At 72.6% G+C, this 17,130-nt stretch carries 16 protein-coding genes; 10 read left to right on the top strand and 6 right to left on the bottom strand.

Features of this window, described 5'->3' with window-relative positions:
- Positions 1-42: 42 nt before the first annotated feature.
- The 3 genes from uidA to manD are packed head-to-tail and all read left to right on the top strand — an operon-like array spanning position 43 to position 4,408.
- Complete coding sequence (gene uidA / locus L1857_RS21340) at positions 43-1,821, top strand: beta-glucuronidase (protein WP_116109675.1); 1,779 nt, start codon at positions 43-45, stop codon at positions 1,819-1,821.
- A gap of 8 nt (positions 1,822-1,829) precedes the next feature.
- Positions 1,830-3,158: a glucuronide transporter gene (gene uidB, locus L1857_RS21335; protein WP_116109674.1), complete on the top strand. Its 1,329-nt coding sequence runs from the start codon at positions 1,830-1,832 to the stop codon at positions 3,156-3,158.
- An 11-nt stretch (positions 3,159-3,169) separates the two neighbouring features.
- A complete protein-coding gene (gene manD, locus L1857_RS21330; RefSeq protein ID WP_094002737.1) occupies positions 3,170-4,408 on the top strand; it encodes a D-mannonate dehydratase ManD in 1,239 nt (412 codons plus the stop codon).
- A gap of 203 nt (positions 4,409-4,611) precedes the next feature.
- On the opposite strand, the gene L1857_RS21325 is transcribed toward manD, so the two are convergent.
- Positions 4,612-5,166, bottom strand: a complete 555-nt coding sequence (locus L1857_RS21325; protein ID WP_116109673.1) for a TetR family transcriptional regulator — start codon at positions 5,164-5,166, stop codon at positions 4,612-4,614.
- Between the two features lie 107 nt (positions 5,167-5,273).
- Between L1857_RS21325 and bioB the strand changes: the two genes are divergently transcribed.
- The 4 genes from bioB (at position 5,274) to L1857_RS21305 (ending at position 10,070) form a co-directional block, all read left to right on the top strand.
- The gene (gene bioB / locus L1857_RS21320) at positions 5,274-6,335 is read left to right on the top strand and encodes a biotin synthase BioB (protein ID WP_116109672.1); all 1,062 of its coding nucleotides are present in this window, start codon (positions 5,274-5,276) and stop codon (positions 6,333-6,335) included.
- Positions 6,335-7,594, top strand: a complete 1,260-nt coding sequence (locus tag L1857_RS21315) for an adenosylmethionine--8-amino-7-oxononanoate transaminase (RefSeq protein ID WP_249466067.1) — start codon at positions 6,335-6,337, stop codon at positions 7,592-7,594. Before bioB ends, L1857_RS21315 begins: the two co-directional genes overlap by 1 nt.
- Positions 7,591-8,727, top strand: a complete 1,137-nt coding sequence (locus L1857_RS21310) for an 8-amino-7-oxononanoate synthase (RefSeq protein WP_116109670.1) — start codon at positions 7,591-7,593, stop codon at positions 8,725-8,727. Before L1857_RS21315 ends, L1857_RS21310 begins: the two co-directional genes overlap by 4 nt.
- Before the next feature lie 152 nt (positions 8,728-8,879).
- A complete protein-coding gene (locus tag L1857_RS21305; protein ID WP_249466058.1) occupies positions 8,880-10,070 on the top strand; it encodes a cytochrome P450 in 1,191 nt (396 codons plus the stop codon).
- Here the strand turns inward: L1857_RS21305 and L1857_RS21300 are convergent.
- The 3 genes from L1857_RS21300 to L1857_RS21290 all read right to left on the bottom strand — a co-directional run bounded on the left by L1857_RS21300 (position 10,060) and on the right by L1857_RS21290 (position 11,753).
- On the bottom strand, positions 10,060-10,218 hold the full coding sequence (locus tag L1857_RS21300; protein ID WP_205413177.1) for a hypothetical protein: 159 nt from the start codon (positions 10,216-10,218) through the stop codon (positions 10,060-10,062). The genes L1857_RS21305 and L1857_RS21300 overlap by 11 nt on opposite strands.
- Positions 10,219-10,368: 150 nt before the next feature.
- A complete protein-coding gene (locus L1857_RS21295) occupies positions 10,369-10,932 on the bottom strand; it encodes a TetR/AcrR family transcriptional regulator (protein WP_094002742.1) in 564 nt (187 codons plus the stop codon).
- A gap of 5 nt (positions 10,933-10,937) precedes the next feature.
- Positions 10,938-11,753, bottom strand: a complete 816-nt coding sequence (locus L1857_RS21290; RefSeq protein WP_094002743.1) for a mycofactocin-coupled SDR family oxidoreductase — start codon at positions 11,751-11,753, stop codon at positions 10,938-10,940.
- 145 nt (positions 11,754-11,898) lie between these two features.
- Here L1857_RS21290 and L1857_RS21285 point away from each other — a divergent pair, with 145 nt between their 5' ends.
- Both L1857_RS21285 and L1857_RS21280 read left to right on the top strand, forming a co-directional pair.
- Entirely contained in the window at positions 11,899-13,185 is a 1,287-nt protein-coding gene (locus L1857_RS21285) for an MFS transporter (protein ID WP_094002744.1), read from the top strand.
- The gene (locus tag L1857_RS21280; protein ID WP_249466055.1) at positions 13,185-14,501 is read left to right on the top strand and encodes an alpha/beta hydrolase; all 1,317 of its coding nucleotides are present in this window, start codon (positions 13,185-13,187) and stop codon (positions 14,499-14,501) included. The genes L1857_RS21285 and L1857_RS21280 overlap by 1 nt, the downstream gene beginning before the upstream one ends.
- Here the strand turns inward: L1857_RS21280 and L1857_RS21275 are convergent.
- Both L1857_RS21275 and L1857_RS21270 read right to left on the bottom strand, forming a co-directional pair.
- Positions 14,468-14,950 carry a MarR family winged helix-turn-helix transcriptional regulator gene (locus L1857_RS21275; protein WP_094002746.1) on the bottom strand — a complete coding sequence of 161 codons (483 nt, stop codon included), beginning with the start codon at positions 14,948-14,950 and terminating at the stop codon, positions 14,468-14,470. The genes L1857_RS21280 and L1857_RS21275 overlap by 34 nt on opposite strands.
- 35 nt (positions 14,951-14,985) lie before the next feature.
- Complete coding sequence (locus tag L1857_RS21270; protein WP_094002747.1) at positions 14,986-15,672, bottom strand: type 1 glutamine amidotransferase domain-containing protein; 687 nt, start codon at positions 15,670-15,672, stop codon at positions 14,986-14,988.
- A gap of 82 nt (positions 15,673-15,754) precedes the next feature.
- Here L1857_RS21270 and L1857_RS21265 point away from each other — a divergent pair, with 82 nt between their 5' ends.
- Positions 15,755-16,633 carry a LysR family transcriptional regulator gene (locus L1857_RS21265; protein WP_249466050.1) on the top strand — a complete coding sequence of 293 codons (879 nt, stop codon included), beginning with the start codon at positions 15,755-15,757 and terminating at the stop codon, positions 16,631-16,633.
- Positions 16,634-17,130 lie beyond the last annotated feature (497 nt).

Genomic DNA, 17,130 nt, shown 5'->3' with positions numbered 1-17,130 from the left:
ACCTTCGGGCGATACCTCTTGTTGCCCAGAAGGGAAGCAACGATGCTTCGACCGATCGTCAACACCTGGCGAGATCGCCGCACCCTCACCGGGCTCTGGCGCTTCGCCGTCGATCCCGGCGGAGTGGGCCGGGACCGGAAGTGGTGGCAGCAGCCGCTTCCCGGCAGCGTCGAGATGCCGGTTCCGGCCAGCTACAACGACGTGATCCCGGACCCGGCGATCCGCGAGCACGTCGGCGACGTGTGGTACCAGACCGACGTGCCGGTGCCCGCGGGCTGGGCGGGGGAGCGCGTCGTGCTGCGGTTCGACGCCGCGACCCACCGCGCGGTCGTGTGGGTGGACGACGAACGGGTCGCCGAGCACGAAGGCGGGTACACCCCGTTCGAGGCCGACGTGACCGCCCTCGTGCGGCCGGGGGAGACCAGCCGGGTCACCGTGGTCGTGGACAACCGGCTCAGCTGGGAGTCGATTCCGCCGGGGTACGTCGAGCAGACCGCGGAGGGGCCCCGGCAGCGGTACTACCACGACTTCTTCAACTACGCCGGGCTGCACCGGCCGGTGTGGCTGTACTCCACGCCGGTGACGCACGTCCGCGACGTCACCGTCCGGACCGGACTGTCGGGCACCACCGGCACGGTGGACTACGACGTGACGATCGCCGGTGACGGCGAGGTGGGGACGCGCGTGGTCCTGCGTGACGCGTCGGGCACCGAGGTCGCGAGCGGCGTCGGGACTTCCGGCACGCTCACCGTGGCCGGCGCGCACCCCTGGCGTCCCGGCGAGGGCTATCTGTACACAATGGACGTCGAACTGTGGCAGGACGGCTCGCCCGCCGACCGCTACTCGCTCGACGTCGGCATCCGCACCGTCGCGATCGAGGGCACCCGGTTCCTGATCAACGGGGAACCGTTCTACTTCACCGGGTTCGGCATGCACGAGGACCACGCGGTCCGCGGGAAGGGCCACGACGACGTGTCGATGGTCCACGACTTCGCGCTGCTGGACTGGATCGGCGCCAACTCGTTCCGGACCTCGCACTACCCCTACGCCGAGGAGATCCTCGACTACGCCGACCGCAAGGGCATCGTCGTCATCGACGAAACCGCCGCGGTGGGGCTCAACCTCGGCATCGGCGGCGGCATCCTGCAGGGTGCGCGGCAGCCGACGTTCTCCGCCGAGACGGTCTCCGACGCCGCGCGGCGCACGCACCTGCAGGCGATCCGCGAGCTGGTCGCCCGGGACAAGAACCACCCCAGCGTCGTGCTGTGGAGCATCGCCAACGAACCCGAATCGCACACCGAGGAGTCCCGGAAGTACTTCGAGCCGCTGTTCGCCGAGACGCGGCGGCTCGATCCCACCCGCCCGGTCGGCTTCGTGAACATGATGCTGTCGCCGTCGGACCAGTGCCTGGTCACCGACCTGGCCGACGTGGTGATGATCAACCGGTACTTCGGCTGGTACACCCAGACCGGCGACCTGGCCGCGGCCGAGCGCGAACTGGAAGCCGACCTGACCGCGTGGGCGGCCCGGCACCACAAGCCGATCCTCGTCACCGAGTACGGCGCGGACACCGTGGCGGGCCTGCACTCGGTCGTCCCGCAGCCGTGGACCGAGGAGTACCAGGCCGAGCTGCTGGACATGTACCACCGGGTGTTCGACCGCGTGGACGCCGTCACCGGCGAGCACGTGTGGAACTTCGCCGACTTCGCGACCTCCGCCGGTGTCTTCCGGGTGGAGGGCAACAAGAAGGGCGTGTTCACGCGCGACCGCAAACCCAAGGCGGGCGCGTTCACCCTGCGGCGCCGCTGGAGGCGGCCGTGAAACTACGCATGAGACAGCTCTTCGGGTACGCCGCCGGCGACGCGGGCAACAACCTGGCGTTCTCGATGTCGTCGATGTTCCTGCTGCTGTACTACACCGACATCGCCGGGATCCCCGCCGCCGCGGCCGGCACGATCTTCCTCGTCGTGCGGATCTGGGACGGCTTCGCCGATCTCGCCGCGGGCAGGCTGGTCGACCGGACCAGCTCCCGCTTCGGGAAGTTCCGCCCCTGGCTGCTGTACGCCTCGGTGCCACTGCTCCTGCTGAGCGTGGCCACCTTCGCCGTACCGGACTGGCCGATGACGGCCAAGATCGTCTACGCGTACCTGACCTACGCGGCGATGGGCACGGCCTACAGCCTGGTCAACATCCCCTTCGGTTCGCTCGCGGCCGCGATGACGCAGGATCCGGTCGAACGCACCAAGCTCGCCAGCGCCCGCGGGATGGGGGCGGCGGCGACGATGCTGATGCTGACCTTCGTGGTCTCGCCGCAGATCAAGGACTCGCAGAACCTGCAGCGGTCGCTGCTGCTGACCACACTCGCCTTCGTGGTCGTCGGCGCCGCCCTGTACCTGTTCACGTTCGTCACGGCCAGGGAGACGGTGCCGCGGGCCGTGGCCAAGGTCGGCTTCAAGGACAGCATGCGCACGCTGCGGCGGAACAAGCCGCTGATGATGCTGTGCGTCAGCTCGTTGTTCTTCCTGACCGCCATGTTCTCGATCCAGACGATCGGCGTGTACTACGCCCGGGACGTGCTCGGCAACCCGAGTCTCTACATCGCCATCTCCGCCCCGCAGCTGGTCCTGATGTTCGTGCTGGCGCCGCTCGTGCCGAAGCTGGTGCGCCGCTTCGGCAAGGTACCCAGTTACGTCGCCGGTGGCGTGGTGATGGTCGTCGGCGCGCTCGGTGTGCTGTTCGCGCCGGCCTCGGTCCCGTTCGTGTCGCTGGGGTTCTTCGTGCTGATCGGCGCGGGCACCGGGCTGGTCAACACGCTCATGTGGTCGCTGGAGGCGGACACCGTGGACTACGGCGAGTGGAAGACCGGCGCCCGCACGGAGGGCACGACGTACGCGGTGTTCTCGTTCGTCCGCAAGATCGGCCAGGCGCTCGGCGGCGCCGCGGCCGCGTACACGATCGCCCTCGCCGGGTATGCCGGCGGCGCGCGGGTGCAGAGCGACGGGGCGCTGTGGGGCATCCGCGCGGCCGCGGGCCTGGTGCCTGCCGCCTGCACGGTGATCGCGGTCGTGATCATGATCGGCTACCCGCTGACGGAGAAGCGGCTCCGCGAGATCACCGCCGAGGTCGTGCGGCGCCGGAACCAGTTGGTCGAGTCATGAACGGAGAACCAGTGCGTATCGAGAGCGCCGAGGTCATCGTCACCAGCCCGGGGCGGAACTTCGTCACGCTGAAGATCACGACCGCGGACGGGGTGGTCGGCTGGGGCGACGCGACGCTGAACGGCCGGGAGCTGTCGGTCGCCAGCTACCTGCGCGACCACGTCGCACCCTTGCTGATCGGCCGGGACGCCCATCGCATCGAGGACACCTGGCAGTACCTCTACCGGGGCGGCTACTGGCGGCGCGGCCCGGTCACCATGGCCGCGATCGCCGCGGTCGACACCGCGTTGTGGGACATCAAGGCCAAGGTCGCGGGCATGCCGCTGTACCAGCTGCTCGGCGGCGCCAGCCGGGACCGCTGCCTGGTCTACGGGCACGCCAGCGGGCGCGGGATCCCCGAGCTGCACGACTCGATCCGGGAGCACCTCGAACTCGGGTTCCGCGCGATCCGGATCCAGACCGGCGTGCCCGGTCTCGACTCGGTGTACGGCGTGGCGAGCAGTTCGGCCGCGTCGGTGGGCGGCTCCGGCCGGTACGACTACGAACCGGCGCGCCGTGCCGCCCTGCCCGCGGAGGAGTCCTGGGACACGCGCGCGTACCTGCGGCACGTGCCTTCGGTGTTCGAGGCGGTCCGCAACGAGTTCGGCCCCGAGCTGATCCTGCTGCACGACGCGCACCACCGGCTCACGCCCGTCCAGGCGGCGCGGCTCGGCAAGTCGCTGGAGCCCTACGACCTGTTCTGGCTGGAGGACGTGACGCCGGCCGAGAACCCCGAGGCGCTGCGCCTGGTCCGCGAGCACACCACGACCCCGCTGGCGATCGGCGAGGTGTTCAACACCGTGTGGGACTACCAGACGCTGATCCGGGAGCAGCTCATCGACTACGTCCGCTCGCCCGTCACGCACGCCGGAGGCGTCACGGGGGTGCGCCGGATCATCGACTACGCCGCGATGTACCAGGTGAAGTCCGGGATGCACGGCCCGACCGACGTGTCACCGGTGGGCCTCGCGGCGGGTGTCCACCTGGGACTGGCGGTGCACAACTTCGGGATCCAGGAGTACATGCTGCACAGCCCGGAGACGATGGCGGTGTTCGGCCCGACGTTCACCTTCGCCGACGGCGGGCTGCGCCCGGGCGAGGAGCCCGGGCTCGGCATCCACTTCGACGAGGACCTGGCGGCGAAGTACCCCTACGAGCCGGCGTACCTGCCCACGAACCGTCTCGGCGACGGCACCGTGCACGACTGGTGACCCCGGGCCGGTCCCGGCGCAGGACGAGCCGGCCGGAGTAGCGGCCGCGGCGGCCGGCCCGGCCGGCCGCCGCGACGTGGTGCGGTGGCCGGCCGGGGCGGCGGGTTCGGGGATTGCCGCCCGCCGCGCTCGCCGGGTTCGCGCGGCGTGATCGCATGGCGCCCGTCCACCACGGGCCGTCCGCTGGCGGCCCGCGGCCGTCGTCAGCGGCGCACCCGCGAGCGCAGGCCGTCCAGCAGGAGTTCGATACCCTGCTCGAAGTCGCCGGGGCCGCCGGGGTCCCGGTCGATCGCTCCGGCGCTGGCGGCCTGGAGCGCGGCCTGTTCCTCCGCCGTGTGCCCGAAGACGAGGTGCAGCAACGCGCGGGTGCCCACCTCGACGAGGTCGCCGTCCAGGCCGCCGTCCCGCAGCGCCTCCCGCAGCTGCGTCGCCGGTTCGCTGGCGCCCAGGCCGAAGGTGTGCGCCGTGGCGACCACTTCGGCGCCGTCCCGGTAGGCCAGCATCGCGTCGCGCAGTTCGGCGCAGATCTCCACCACCCGCCGGTCCCACTCGGCCGCCCGGCGTTCGCGCTTGCCGCGCGCCAGGATCTCGTCGGCGATCGCGGCCAGCAAGGTCTGCTTGTTGGGCACGTGGTGGTAGAGCGCGCTCGGCTGCAGGCCGAGTTCGGCGGCCAGCCGGCGCATGGTGAGCGATTCCAAGCCGTACTCGTCGAGGACCTCGATCGCGCGCTCGACGACATCGCGCCGGTGGTAGCGCACGCCGACTCCTCCCGTTGACCCGTTCGCGGCGCCCAGTGTACCGTCGGCGCCGCAACCGAACATCGTTCAGGTTGTAATCGAACGGTCACGCAGAGTCAGGAGAAGTGATGGGCTCCAGGTTCGAGCAGCTCGCCGACGCGGTCCTCGCCGGGGTTCCCGCCGGGCCCGGTGACGCGCTCGCCGTGCTGGCTGCCGACGACGCCGAGGTGATGTCCGTCGTCGCCGCCGCGGGCGGGCTGCGCCGCGCGCATTTCGGCAACACCGTCAAGGTGAACTACCTGGTGAACCTGAAGTCCGGCCTGTGCCCGGAGAACTGCAACTACTGTTCCCAGGCGCTCGGCTCCGCCGCGCCCATCCTCAAGTACTCCTGGCTGTCCAAAGAGGAGACGCTCAAGCAGGCCGGCGCGGGGATCGCCGGTGGCGCCGCCCGGGTGTGCCTGGTCTCCTCCGGGCGCGGACCGTCCAACCGGGACATCGACCGCGTCACCGAGATGGTCGGCGCCCTCAAGGAGGAACACCCGGACGTCGAGGTGTGCGCCTGTCTCGGCCTGCTCTCCGACGGGCAGGCCGAGCGTCTCGCCGAGGCCGGGGTGGACGCCTACAACCACAACATCAACACCGCCGAGAGCCACCACCACGCGATCGTCCAGACCCACACCTACGCCGACCGGGTGGACACCGTGACGAAGGCGAAGCACGGCGGGCTGTCCCCGTGTTCGGGCCTCATCGCCGGGCTGGGGGAGACCGACGAGCAGCTGGTCGAGGCGCTGTTCGCGCTCAGGGAGCTGAACGCCGACTCGATCCCGGTCAACTTCCTGATGCCCTTCGACGGCACCCCGCTGGCGGACACCTGGGAGCTGTCCCCGCTGCGGTGCCTGAAGATCCTGGCGATGGCCCGGTTCGTGTGCCCGGACAAGGAGATCCGCATCGCCGGTGGCCGCGAGATGCACCTGCGTTCGCTGCAGCCGCTCGCGCTGCACGTCGCCAATTCGCTCTTCCTCGGCGACTACCTCACCTCCGAGGGACAGGCGGCTCAGGCCGACTTGGAGATGATCCGGGACAACGGGTTCGTCGTGCTGGGCTCAGAAGAGGACCGGGCCCGGACCGAACCGGTGGACCCGCCGATCCGCCGCCGCGGCGCCGGCACCGGCCTCGTCCCCAACGCCTGATGTCACCCGAGGACCTGCTCGCCTTCGACCGCGAGCACCTGTGGCACCCGTACACTTCGATGACCGACCCGGCGCCGGCGCGGCTGGTCACCGGCGCGTCCGGCAGCCGGATCACCCTCGACGGCGCCGGAGACGTGGTCGACGGGATGGCGTCGTGGTGGTCGGCGATCCACGGCTACCGGCACCCGGCGCTCGACGAGGCGGCGCGCCGGCAGCTGGCGACGATGTCGCACGTGATGTTCGGCGGCCTCACCCACGAGCCCGCCGTCGAGCTGGCCGCGCGGCTGATCGGCCTGGCCCCCGCCGGGCTGGAGCACGTGTTCCTCGCCGATTCCGGGTCGGTGAGCGTCGAGGTGGCGATGAAGATGGCGCTGCAGTACCAGCGCGGCATCGGCCACCCGGAGCGGACCCGGTTCCTCACCGTCCGCGGCGGCTACCACGGCGACACCTTCGACTGCATGAGCGTGTGCGACCCCGACGGCGGGATGCACGCGATGTGGTCGGGTGTCCTGCCGGAGCAGGTGTTCGGGGACCGCCCACCCCGGAGCGAGGCGGACGTCGCCGCCTGGGCCGCGGGTTTCCGCGCGCTCGCCGCCGAGCACGCCGGCCGGCTGGCCGGGCTGATCGTGGAACCGCTGCTGCAGGGCGCCGGCGGCATGCACCCCTACCCGGCGAGCTGCCTGACCGTCTTCCGGGAGGTGGCCGACGAGCACGGGCTGGTGCTGATCTTCGACGAGATCGCCACCGGTTTCGGCCGCACCGGCACCCTCTTCGCCGCCGACGCCGCCGGGGTGGCGCCGGACGTGATGTGCGTGGGCAAGGCCCTCACCGGCGGCTACCTGTCCCTGGCCGCGACCCTGTGCACCAGCGAGGTCGCGGATGGACTGTCCGCCAGCGAGTCGGGTGTGCTCATGCACGGGCCCACCTTCATGGGCAACCCGCTGGCCTGCGCGATCGCGTCGGCCGGCCTGGATCTGCTGTCCACCGGGGACTGGCGGGGCGACGTGCGCCGGATCAACACGGGTTTGCAGGCGCTGCACGGGATCGAGGCCGCCGACGTGCGCGTGCTCGGCGCGGTCGGCGTGGTCCAGCTCGATCACCCGGTCGACGTGGACAAGGCGACCGAGGCGGCGCTGGCCGAGGGTGTGTGGCTGCGCCCGTTCCGCGACCTGATCTACACCATGCCGCCCTACGTGTGCACCGACGACGACATCGCCGCGATCTGCCGCGGCATCGCGGCCGCGGCGGCGGTCGCATGAGCTGGGCGGAGTGGTTCGCCGGGCAGCGCGCCGCGCGCGAGGCCGCCGGCCTGCAGCGCGTGCTGCGCCCGCGGGCGGCCGGGGACGAGGCGATCGACCTGGCGAACAACGACTACCTGGGACTGAGCGGCCACCCGGACGTCCGCCGCGCGGCGGGCGAGGCCGCCCTGGTCTGGGGCGCCGGCGCCGGCGCGTCCCGGCTGGTGACCGGCACGACCACCCTGCACGCCGAGCTGGAGCGCGAGCTGGCCGGGTTCACCGGCCGCGCGGCGGCGCTGGTGTTCTCGACCGGCTACCACGCCAACCTGTCGGTGGTGACCGCGCTGGCGGACCGGGACACGGTGATCGTCTCGGACGCCCACGTGCACGCCTCCCTGATCGACGCCGCGCGCCTGTCCCGGGCCGTCATCCGGGTGGTCCCGCACAACGACGTCACCGCCGTGCGGGACGCGCTCGCCGCGGCCGGGGGCAGGCGGGCGCTCGTGCTGACCGAGTCGATCTTCTCGGTCCTCGGCGACGCCGCACCGCTGGCCGAGCTCGCCGAGACCTGCGCCGCCCACGCCGCGCTGCTCGTCGTCGACGAGGCCCACGGGCTCGGCGTGGCCGGTGACGGTGGCCGCGGCCTGCTGCACGGCCTCGGCCTGCACGACCACCCGCACGTGGTGATGACCGCGACGCTGTCCAAATCGCTGGGCGCCATGGGCGGGGCGGTGCTCGGCTCCGCCGCGCTGATCGACCACCTCGTCAACCGGGCGCGCCCGTTCATCTTCGACACCGGTCTGGCGCCGGCCCCCGCCGCCGGAGCCCTGGCGGCGCTGCGCGTGCTGCGCGGGCAGCCCGGCCTGCCGTCCCGGATCCACGAGCGCGGCGCCGCACTGGCCGACCGGCTGGGCGTGCCGCGCTCGGCGGGCGCGGTGCTGTCGGTGCCGATGCCCTCCCCGCGGATCGCGCTCGCCGCCCAGGCCCGCGCCCTCGCGGCGGGAGTGCGGGTGGGCTGCTTCCGGCCGCCGTCCGTGCCGGACGGCGTCTCCCGGCTGCGCATCACGACCCACGCCGGCCTGGACGAGATGAGCTGGGAGCGTGCGGTCGGCATCGTGGCCGCGGTCGCCGCCGAGCACCGGCAACTCGTGTGACCAGAGTTAAATCAATCGCTTGACTTAGCACGCCGGGCCCGGTTAGCTGGTCACCGAGGCGAGGGCCCGGCGGAGGACGCCGGTGTCCGTTGTGGACGGCCGGTCCCCGGCTGGACCCCGCCGCCGGAAACGCCCTGGACTGGAGTTTCGCGATGACCGTTCCCGCATTCCCCATGGCGCGCGCGGCGCGGTGCCCGTTCGACCCGCCGCCCGCGGGCATCGAGCTGATGAAGCAGGGCCCGCTGGCCCGCGTGCGGCTGTGGGACGGCAGCACCCCGTGGCTGGTGACCCGCTTCGACGAGCAGCGCGCGCTGCTGGCCGATCCCCGGGTCAGCGCGGACATCACGCGCCCCGGCTACCCGAGCCCGGCGCCGGTGCAGCCGGGCGGCAGCGGGATCGGCTTCATCCTGATGGACGACCCCGACCACGCCCGCCTGCGCCGCATGGTGACCGCGCCGTTCTCGGTCAAACGCGTGCGCGCGATGGCGCCCGCGGTGCAGCAGATCGTCGACGACCTCGTCGACGACCTGCTCGCCGGGCCCAATCCGGTGGACCTGGTCGAGGCGTTCGCGCTGCCGGTGCCGTCGCTGGTGATCTGCGAACTGCTCGGCGTGCCCTACACCGACCACGAGTTCTTCCAGGACCACAGCAGGACCATCATCCGCCGGGACGCCGCGCCGGAGGAGCGGTCCGCCGCTTCGGCCGGGCTGGTGAACTACCTCGACGGGCTGATGGGGGACAAGCTCACCAGGCCGGGCGACGAGCTGCTGTCCGGGCTGGCCGAGCGCGTCACCGCCGGTGAACTGTCCAGAATGGACGCCGCGCAGATGGGCGTCCTGCTGCTGATCGCCGGTCACGAGACCACGGCCAACATGATCGCGCTGGGCACGCTGGCGCTGCTGCAGCACCCGGACCAGCTGGCGCTGCTGCGCGAGGGCGACGACGCGCTGGTGGCCTCGGCGGTCGAGGAACTGCTGCGGTACCTGAACATCACGCACAACGGCCGCCGCCGGGTGGCCCTGGAAGACATCGAGATCGGCGGGACGGTCATCCGCGCGGGCGAGGGCATCATCCTCGCCAACGACCTGGGCAACCGCGACCCGTCGGTCTTCCCGGACGGCGACCGGCTCGACATCACCCGCAACGCGCGGCGGCACGTGGCCTTCGGGTTCGGCGTGCACCAGTGCCTCGGGCAGCAGCTGGCGCGTCTGGAGCTGCAGATCGTCTACGGCACGCTGTACCGCCGCGTCCCGACGCTAGCGCTCGCCGCGGGCATCGAGGACATCCCGTTCAAGCACGACGGTTCCGTCTACGGCGTCTACGAGCTGCCGGTCACCTGGTAGCCCGGCCCAGCCCGTCCAGCAACAGATCCGCCACCGCCTTCGCCGACGGCACCGGACCGCCGGGAGCGACCGAACTGGCCGAGGAGGTGGCCACCAGCATCCGCGCCGCCGCGTGGTGGCGCGGCGTCGCCTTCGCGTGGCCGGTCACCTGGGCGCGCGGCGTAGTCCGTTCAGCAGGAGATCCGCCACTGTCTTTGCCGGCGGTGCTGGTCGGCTGGGTGTGAGGAGCCGGCCGAGGAGGTGGTCAGCAGCTTGCGCGCTGCCGTGTGGTGTCGCGGGGTGGGTTTCGCGTGGCCGGTCACCTGGTAGCCCGGCCCAGCCCGTCCAGCAACAGATCCGCCACCGCCTTCGCCGACGGCACCGGACCGCCGGGAGCGACCGAACTGGCCGAGGAGGTGGCCACCAGCATCCGCGCCGCCGCGTGGTGGCGCGGCGTCGCCTTCGCGTGGCCGGTCACCTCGGCGAGATAGCCGCTCACGGCCGCGGTGATCGTGTCGTGGATCTCGCGGGCCCGGGCCCGCAGCTCGGGGTGGTGCTCGCTCTCCCGGAACACGATCCGGTGCATCGGCGTCTGCTCGCCCAGCAGCCGCGACAGCCGCCGCCACAACTCCACCACGGCGGCGTGCGGATCGGCCGGCACCGGGGACGGGACCAGATCGGCGAGGGTCCGCGTCGACCGTTCCCGGATCAGCGCCAGCAGCAGCCCTTCCTTGGTGCCGAAGTGGTAGAAGATCAGCCCCTGCGGCACCCCGGCGGCTGTCGCCAGGCGGGCGGTCGACGTGCGGGCGTAGCCGCGTTCGGCGAACAGCTCCTCGGCCGCGGCCAGGATGCGGTCGCGGCCGGAGGAGGCGGGTCCGTCCACCGGGGTCAGAACTCGGTGACGCCGGCGTCGGGGGCGAGCTCGTGCGCGGTGACGTACTTCGACTCGTCCGAGGCCAGGAACAGCACCGTGTCGGCGACGTCCTCGGGCTCGGTGATCGCCACCGGCAGCAGGTTCGTCAGCATCCCGGCCAGCTTCGGGTCCCGCTCGAACCCCTTGGCGAACGCGGCCTGCAGTCCCTCGCCGGTCATCCCGGTGTTCACGCCCGTCGGGTGCACGCTGTTGACGCGGATGTTGTGCCGCGCCAGCTCGGTGGCGAACGCCTTCGCCATCCCGCGCACCGCCCACTTGCTCGTCGTGTAGGGCACCAGGAACGGCTGCACCTTCATCCCGGCCGCCGAGCTGATCAGGATGATCGACCCGCCGCCCCGCTCGACGAGGTGCGGCGCGCCCGCCATCACGGTGTTCCACACGCCGCGCACGTTCACGCCGATCGTGTCGTCGAAGATCTCCTCGGTCACGTCGTCCCAGGGCGCGGGCACGCAGATCCCGGCGTTGGCCACCACGATGTCCAGCCCACCCAGCTCCGCGACACCGGCGTCGACGCCCGCGCGCAGCGTTGCCAGGTCCCGCACGTCCGCCTGCACCCGGACCGCCCGCCGCCCGGTCTTCTCCACCAGGCGCACGGTCTCGTCCAGGTCGGCCGGCGTGGGGGAGGCGTAGGTGACGCTGGGCAGCTCGGCGGCGATGTCCACCACGATCACGTCGGCGCCCTCCTGCGCCAGCCGCGCCGCGTCCGCCCGGCCCTGACCCCGTGCCGCGCCGGTGATCAACGCGATCTTGCCCGCAACCCGTCCCGCCATCGTGTGAGTCTCCTCGTCTCCCGCGCCGTCGCGGGTCACCGCCGAGACTGCCCCTGAGTGAGTACTCAGTCAAGAGCCTTGACCGGCCCGGCCCGGAATGCCATTCTTCGACGGCATATCAGAGGCTCTGATGATTGGTGGTTCGATGACGCACCAGCAAGCCGTCTCCGCGCCGGGCTCCGGGACCCGCGAAGCCCGGCGAGTGGCCGTCGCCAGCTTCGTGGGCACCGCGATCGAGTGGTACGACTTCTTCCTCTACGGCGCGGCCGCCGCGCTCGTCTTCGGGCCGCAGTTCTTCCCGTCCGGCAACCCCGCCGTCAGCCAGCTCGCGTCGCTGACCACGTTCGCGGTCGGGTTCCTGGCGCGCCCGGTCGGCGGGATCGTCGCCGGCCACTTCGGCGACCGGATCGGCCGCAAGCGGATGCTCGTCATCTCGCTGCTGATCATGGGCACGGCCACCGTGCTGGTCGGGCTGCTGCCGACCTACGCCCAGATCGGGGTTGCCGCGCCGATCCTGCTCGTGGTCCTGCGCCTGGCCCAGGGGGTGGGCGTGGGCGCCGAATGGGGCGGCGCGGCGCTGATGGCCGTGGAGCACGCGCCACCGTCGCGCCGCGGGCTCTACGGCGCCGCGCCACAGCTGGGTGTCCCCGCGGGCGCGATCGCCGCGAACCTGGTGCTGCTGGTGGCCTCCACGTCCACCCGCGAGGCGTTCGTGGAGTGGGGCTGGCGGCTGGGTTTCCTGGTCAGCTTCGTGCTGGTGATCTTCGGCCTGGTGATCCGCCGCCGCCTCACCGAGAGCCCGTTGTTCGAGCAGGCGGCCCGGCAGCGCCCGGCCCGCGTGCCGCTGCTGGAGGTGCTGCGCGACCACCCGCTGGCCGTGGTGCGGTCGGTGTTCGTGACCGGCGCGTCGACCGCGATGGGCTACATCATCCTCACCTACATCCTGTCCTACGGCACCGCCGAGATCGGCTACTCGCGCAACGCGCTGCTGGTCGTCGTGATCCTCACCAGCGTGGTGCAGCTCGGCGCGATCTACGGGCTGTCCGGGCTGGCGGACCGCTTCGGGCGGCGGAAGGTGATCGCCGCGGGCGCGATCGCCCAGGCGGTGGCGGCGCTGCTGTTCTTCCTGGTGTTCGACACCGGGGTGTTCGTGCTGGCGCTGGTGGCGTGCGTGGTCGCGGTGATCACCGTGTCCGCCCAGTACGGGCCGCTGCCCGCGCTGCTGTCCGACCAGTTCCCGACCCGGATCCGCTACAGCGGCGTGTCGCTGGGCTACCAGCTGGGCAACGTGGTCGGCGGCGGCCTCGCGCCGGTGGTGGCGACCGCGATCTTCACCGCGTCCGGCAGCTCGCTGCTGGTCGGCGTGTACCTGGCCGGGATGGCTCTGCTGGCGCTGGTCGCCGTCGCGCTGACGCCGCGGGGTGACGCGTGATGCGCCGCCTCGGGATCGCGCTGCTGACCTTCGTGCTCGCCGCCGTCCTGCCCGCGGCGCCCGCGAGCGCGGCGACCCGGCTGAGCGGCACGCTGCCGGACGGCGCCACCTGGATCGCCGACGTGCCGGACGGCTGGAACGGCACGCTCGTGTTGTTCAGCCACGGTTTCCGCCCCGGCCCGGACAACCCGGCCGCGAACGCGCCGGACCCGGCAACCGCCCAGGCGCTGCTGGACCGCGGCTACGCGCTCGCCGGTTCGTCCTACGCCCACGCCGGCTGGGCGCTGGACACCGCGGTGGCCGACCAGCTCGGCACGCTCGCCGCGGTCGAGGACCGCATCGGCCCGGCACGGGAGGTCGTGGCGCTCGGGCAGTCCATGGGCGGCCTGGTGTCGGCGCTGCTCGCCGAGCGCGCGGCCGGACGCGTCGACGGTGTCCTGACCACGTGCGGCCTGGTCGGCGGCGGGATCAACCTGAACAACTACCAGCTCGACGGCGAGCACGCCCTGGCCGAGCTGCTGCTGCCCGGGCAGGATGTGCAGCTGACCGGGTTCACCACGCCCGCGCAGGCGGCCGCGACCGTCGCCGCGCTCACCACGGCGGTGCGGCGGGCGCAGGAAACCCCGGCGGGGCGGGCGCGGATCGCGCTGGCCGCGTCGCTGATGAACACGCCGATCTGGGCCGCCGGGCCGCAGCCGCCGACGGACCACGCCGCCCGGCAGCAGGCCCAGTACACGTGGCTGTTGCAGACGCTGCCGTTCGTGATCCCGTCCCGCGTCAGCATCGTCTCCGTCGCCGGCGGCGACAGCGGCTGGAACACCGGCGTGGACTACGCGCGCCTGATGCACCGGTCCGCGCGGCTGCCGCAGGTCGCGGCGCTGTACCGGGAGGCGGGCCTGGACCTGCACGCCGACCTGGGCACGCTGACCCGCGCCGCGGACATCGCGCCGGACTCCGCAGCCGTGGCGTGGATGCGGCGCACCTCGACGCCGACGGGACGGTTGCGGGTGCCGGAGCTGACCCTGCACACGATCGCCGACCAGCTCGCGCCCGTGGAGTACCAGCGGGACTACGCGCTGCGGGTGGCCGGGGCCGGGGAGAGCGCCCTGCTGCGGCAGGCCTACGTGCAGCGGGTGGGGCACTGCGCGTTCACCCCGGCCGAGTACCTGGCCGGGGTGTTCGCGGTGCAGCACCGCATCCGCACCGGCGCCTGGTCGGACGCCGCGCGGCCGGAGCGGCTGCAGGACGTGGCGTCGGCGATCGGGGACGCGGCGTTCGTGCGTTACTCGCCGCCGCCGTTCGTCAACGCGCGCTGAGCGTTGGCGTGCGAGGCGAGCATGCCGTAGCCGTCCTCCAGGCCCTGCCGGAAGGCGGCGCGGCTGCCGGCGTCCATGCCGGCCAGCATCCGGTCCTCGAGCTGGCGCACGAGCGGGGTGCACTCGTCGAGGACCTGCCGTCCGCGCTCGGTGAGGGTGGCGAGGAGGACCCGGCGGTTGGCCGGGTCCTCCGCACGCTCGATGAGCCCGTACTTCTCCAGCGTGAGGACCATGGTGTGCATGGTCTGCGGCCGGACGAACGAGCGGCGCGCCAGCTGCGCCGACGACAGGCCGTTGCGGTGCCGCAGCGCCGTCAGCGCGGTGTACTGCAGGGTGGTCAGCCCGAACGGGCGCAGCGCGTCGTCCATCAGCGAGCGGATCACCAGCTCCAGCCTCTTGACCAGGTAGAGGGTCAGCGGGGCGTCGTCGGCGTGGTGTTCGGTCACCACCCCATGCTGCCACGGTCCGGTGTGGACCTTCGCGATCAGGGCAGCAGCTTCAGCAGTTCCGCCGCGAGCGGGGCCGACGACGCCGGGTTCTGCCCGGTGACCACGGTGCGGTCGACGACCACGTGCGGGGCGAACGGCTCGCCCGTCTCGACCTTCAGGCCCGCCTCGGTCAGGCGGTCCTGCAACAGCCAGCGTGCCTTGGCGGCGTTGCCGGCCAGCTCCTCCTCGGCGTTGCTGAAGGCGGTGATCCGGTATCCGGCGAAGGCGTTGCCGCCCTCGTCGGTGGCGGCCAGCAGCGCGGCCGGGCCGTGGCAGGCCACGCCGATCGGTTTGCCGTCCCGCAGCGCCCGGGTGAGGAGGCGGCCGGAGCCGGCGTCGGACGCGAGGTCCTCCATCGGGCCGTGGCCGCCGGGCACGTAGACCGCGTCGAAGCCGTCCGGGTCGACGTCGGCCAGCGCGACCGGGTGGGCGAAGGCGGTGGCCGCGACCTCGCGCAGGTGTGCGGCGGTCTCGGCGCCGCCGGTGGCCTCGGGGGTGAGGCTGGCCTCGTCGACGGGTGGCACGACACCGCCGGGCGTGGCCACGGTGACCCGGTGGCCGGCCGCGGTGAACGTCTCGAACGGGACCACGGCCTCCTCGGCCCAGAAGCCCGTCGGGTGCTGGGTGCCGTCCGCGAACGTCCAGCGGTCGGCACCGGTCATCACGAAGAGAATGTTCGCCATGTCCTCGACGGTAGGCGCGCTGTCATCGGAAATCGAATAGAAGAGGCGATCGCTGCCATCGGTTTTCCGATACCTTGTCCGGGTGGACCTGAACCTGTTGCGCACCTTCCTCGCGGTCTACCGGTCGGGCTCGTTCACCGCGGCCGCGCCGCTGCTGGGGCTGTCCCAGCCGACGGTGACCGCGCAGGTGCGCACGCTCGAACAGCAGCTGGGCCGCGCGTTGTTCACCCGTGTCCCGCGCGGCGCCGAGCCGACCCACCTGGCGCACGAGCTGGCGGGGCGCGTCGCGGGGCCGGTCGACGCGCTGGCCGCCGTCGCCGGGACGGACATCGTCCACTCCGGACCGCCGGAGCCGGTGTACCTGGCCGGGCCGGCCGAGCTGCTGTGCGTGCGCGTGATGCCCGCGCTGGCACCGCTGGTCGCCGGGGGAGTGCGGCTGCGCGTGGCGACCGGGCTGACCGATCCGCTGCTGGAGCAGTTGCGGGCCGGCCACCACGACCTGGTGGTCTCGACCCGCCGTCCCCGCGGCCGCGCGCTGGTGGCCTACCCGTTGATGGACGAGGACTACGTGCTCGTCGCGGCGCCGTCGTGGGCGGCGCGGGCCGGTGACGACGTCTGCGGCGCGACGGCGGGCATGCCGCTGGTGACCTACGCCGAGGACCTGCCGATCGCGCGCCGGTACTGGCGGGACGTCTTCGGCAAGCGGCTGACCGCCGAGGCGGCGGTGACGATGCCCGACCTGCGCGGGGTGGTGGCCGCGGTGACCGCCGGCGCCGGGTACAGCGTGCTGCCGAGGTACCTGTGCGCCGCCGAGCTGGCCTCCGGCACCCTGGTCCCGCTGCACGAGCCGGAGGAGGCCCCGATCAACACGGTGTTCCTGGTGCAGCGGCCGGGCGCCGGGGCGAACCCCGCGGTGGAGCACGTGCGGGACCTCCTGCTGCGCGAGGCCCGCACGTGGTAGCTCGGTAGCCGGTGGCGCATCCCGCGCCGCCAGGGACAGCTCGGTGAGGGCGAAGACGTCGCCGACTGCCGGGCCACGGCCGGGTCCTCCTCGGGGCGGGGCGCGTTGCGGGTGCGCCGCAGGAAGAACTGCGCACCGACGCGATCGAGCCGTTCTCCAGCAGTTTCGGCGTGGTGAGGACAGTCAGCAGCGCGATGGCCGCCGCCTGGATGGCCAGGCGGAGGAGGCCCTCCCAGCCGGACCGGAGGGTCGCGGCCGCCACGACCACGGCGACCACCGTCGCGCAGGCGCTCACCGTGATCACGGTGCTCCGGCGCCGGTACCACGGCGGCAGCGGCCCCGCCTCGCCGGTCCACCGCACGGTTACCGCTGTTCTACTTCGGATTGGGCACCGAACGGCCTCGAAACGGTCACCGAGCGCGATCGGGGGTGATCTTGCTCCTCCGTTCGGGGTAGCGTGCGCCTGCTCGTCGCGCCGGCCGTGGGATCGGCGCGCG

Source organism: Amycolatopsis thermalba (assembly GCF_023376025.1).
Classification (GTDB): Bacteria; Actinomycetota; Actinomycetes; order Mycobacteriales; family Pseudonocardiaceae; genus Amycolatopsis_E; species Amycolatopsis_E thermalba.
This window is presented reverse-complemented; position numbering and strand designations above follow the sequence as displayed.

Excerpts from the sequence above, each read along its gene's own strand:
- L1857_RS21305 (WP_249466058.1), top strand. The coding sequence starts at position 8,880 with ATGACCGTTCCCGCATTCCCCATGGCGCGCGCGGCGCGGTGCCCGTTC.
- L1857_RS21285 (WP_094002744.1), top strand. The coding sequence starts at position 11,899 with ATGACGCACCAGCAAGCCGTCTCCGCGCCGGGCTCCGGGACCCGCGAA.
- L1857_RS21280 (WP_249466055.1), top strand. The coding sequence starts at position 13,185 with ATGCGCCGCCTCGGGATCGCGCTGCTGACCTTCGTGCTCGCCGCCGTC.
- L1857_RS21310 (WP_116109670.1), top strand. The coding sequence starts at position 7,591 with ATGAGCTGGGCGGAGTGGTTCGCCGGGCAGCGCGCCGCGCGCGAGGCC.
- uidB (WP_116109674.1), top strand. The coding sequence starts at position 1,830 with ATGAGACAGCTCTTCGGGTACGCCGCCGGCGACGCGGGCAACAACCTG.
- uidA (WP_116109675.1), top strand. The coding sequence starts at position 43 with ATGCTTCGACCGATCGTCAACACCTGGCGAGATCGCCGCACCCTCACC.
- bioB (WP_116109672.1), top strand. The coding sequence starts at position 5,274 with ATGGGCTCCAGGTTCGAGCAGCTCGCCGACGCGGTCCTCGCCGGGGTT.
- L1857_RS21290 (WP_094002743.1), bottom strand. The coding sequence starts at position 11,753 with ATGGCGGGACGGGTTGCGGGCAAGATCGCGTTGATCACCGGCGCGGCA.
- L1857_RS21270 (WP_094002747.1), bottom strand. The coding sequence starts at position 15,672 with ATGGCGAACATTCTCTTCGTGATGACCGGTGCCGACCGCTGGACGTTC.
- L1857_RS21315 (WP_249466067.1), top strand. The coding sequence starts at position 6,335 with ATGTCACCCGAGGACCTGCTCGCCTTCGACCGCGAGCACCTGTGGCAC.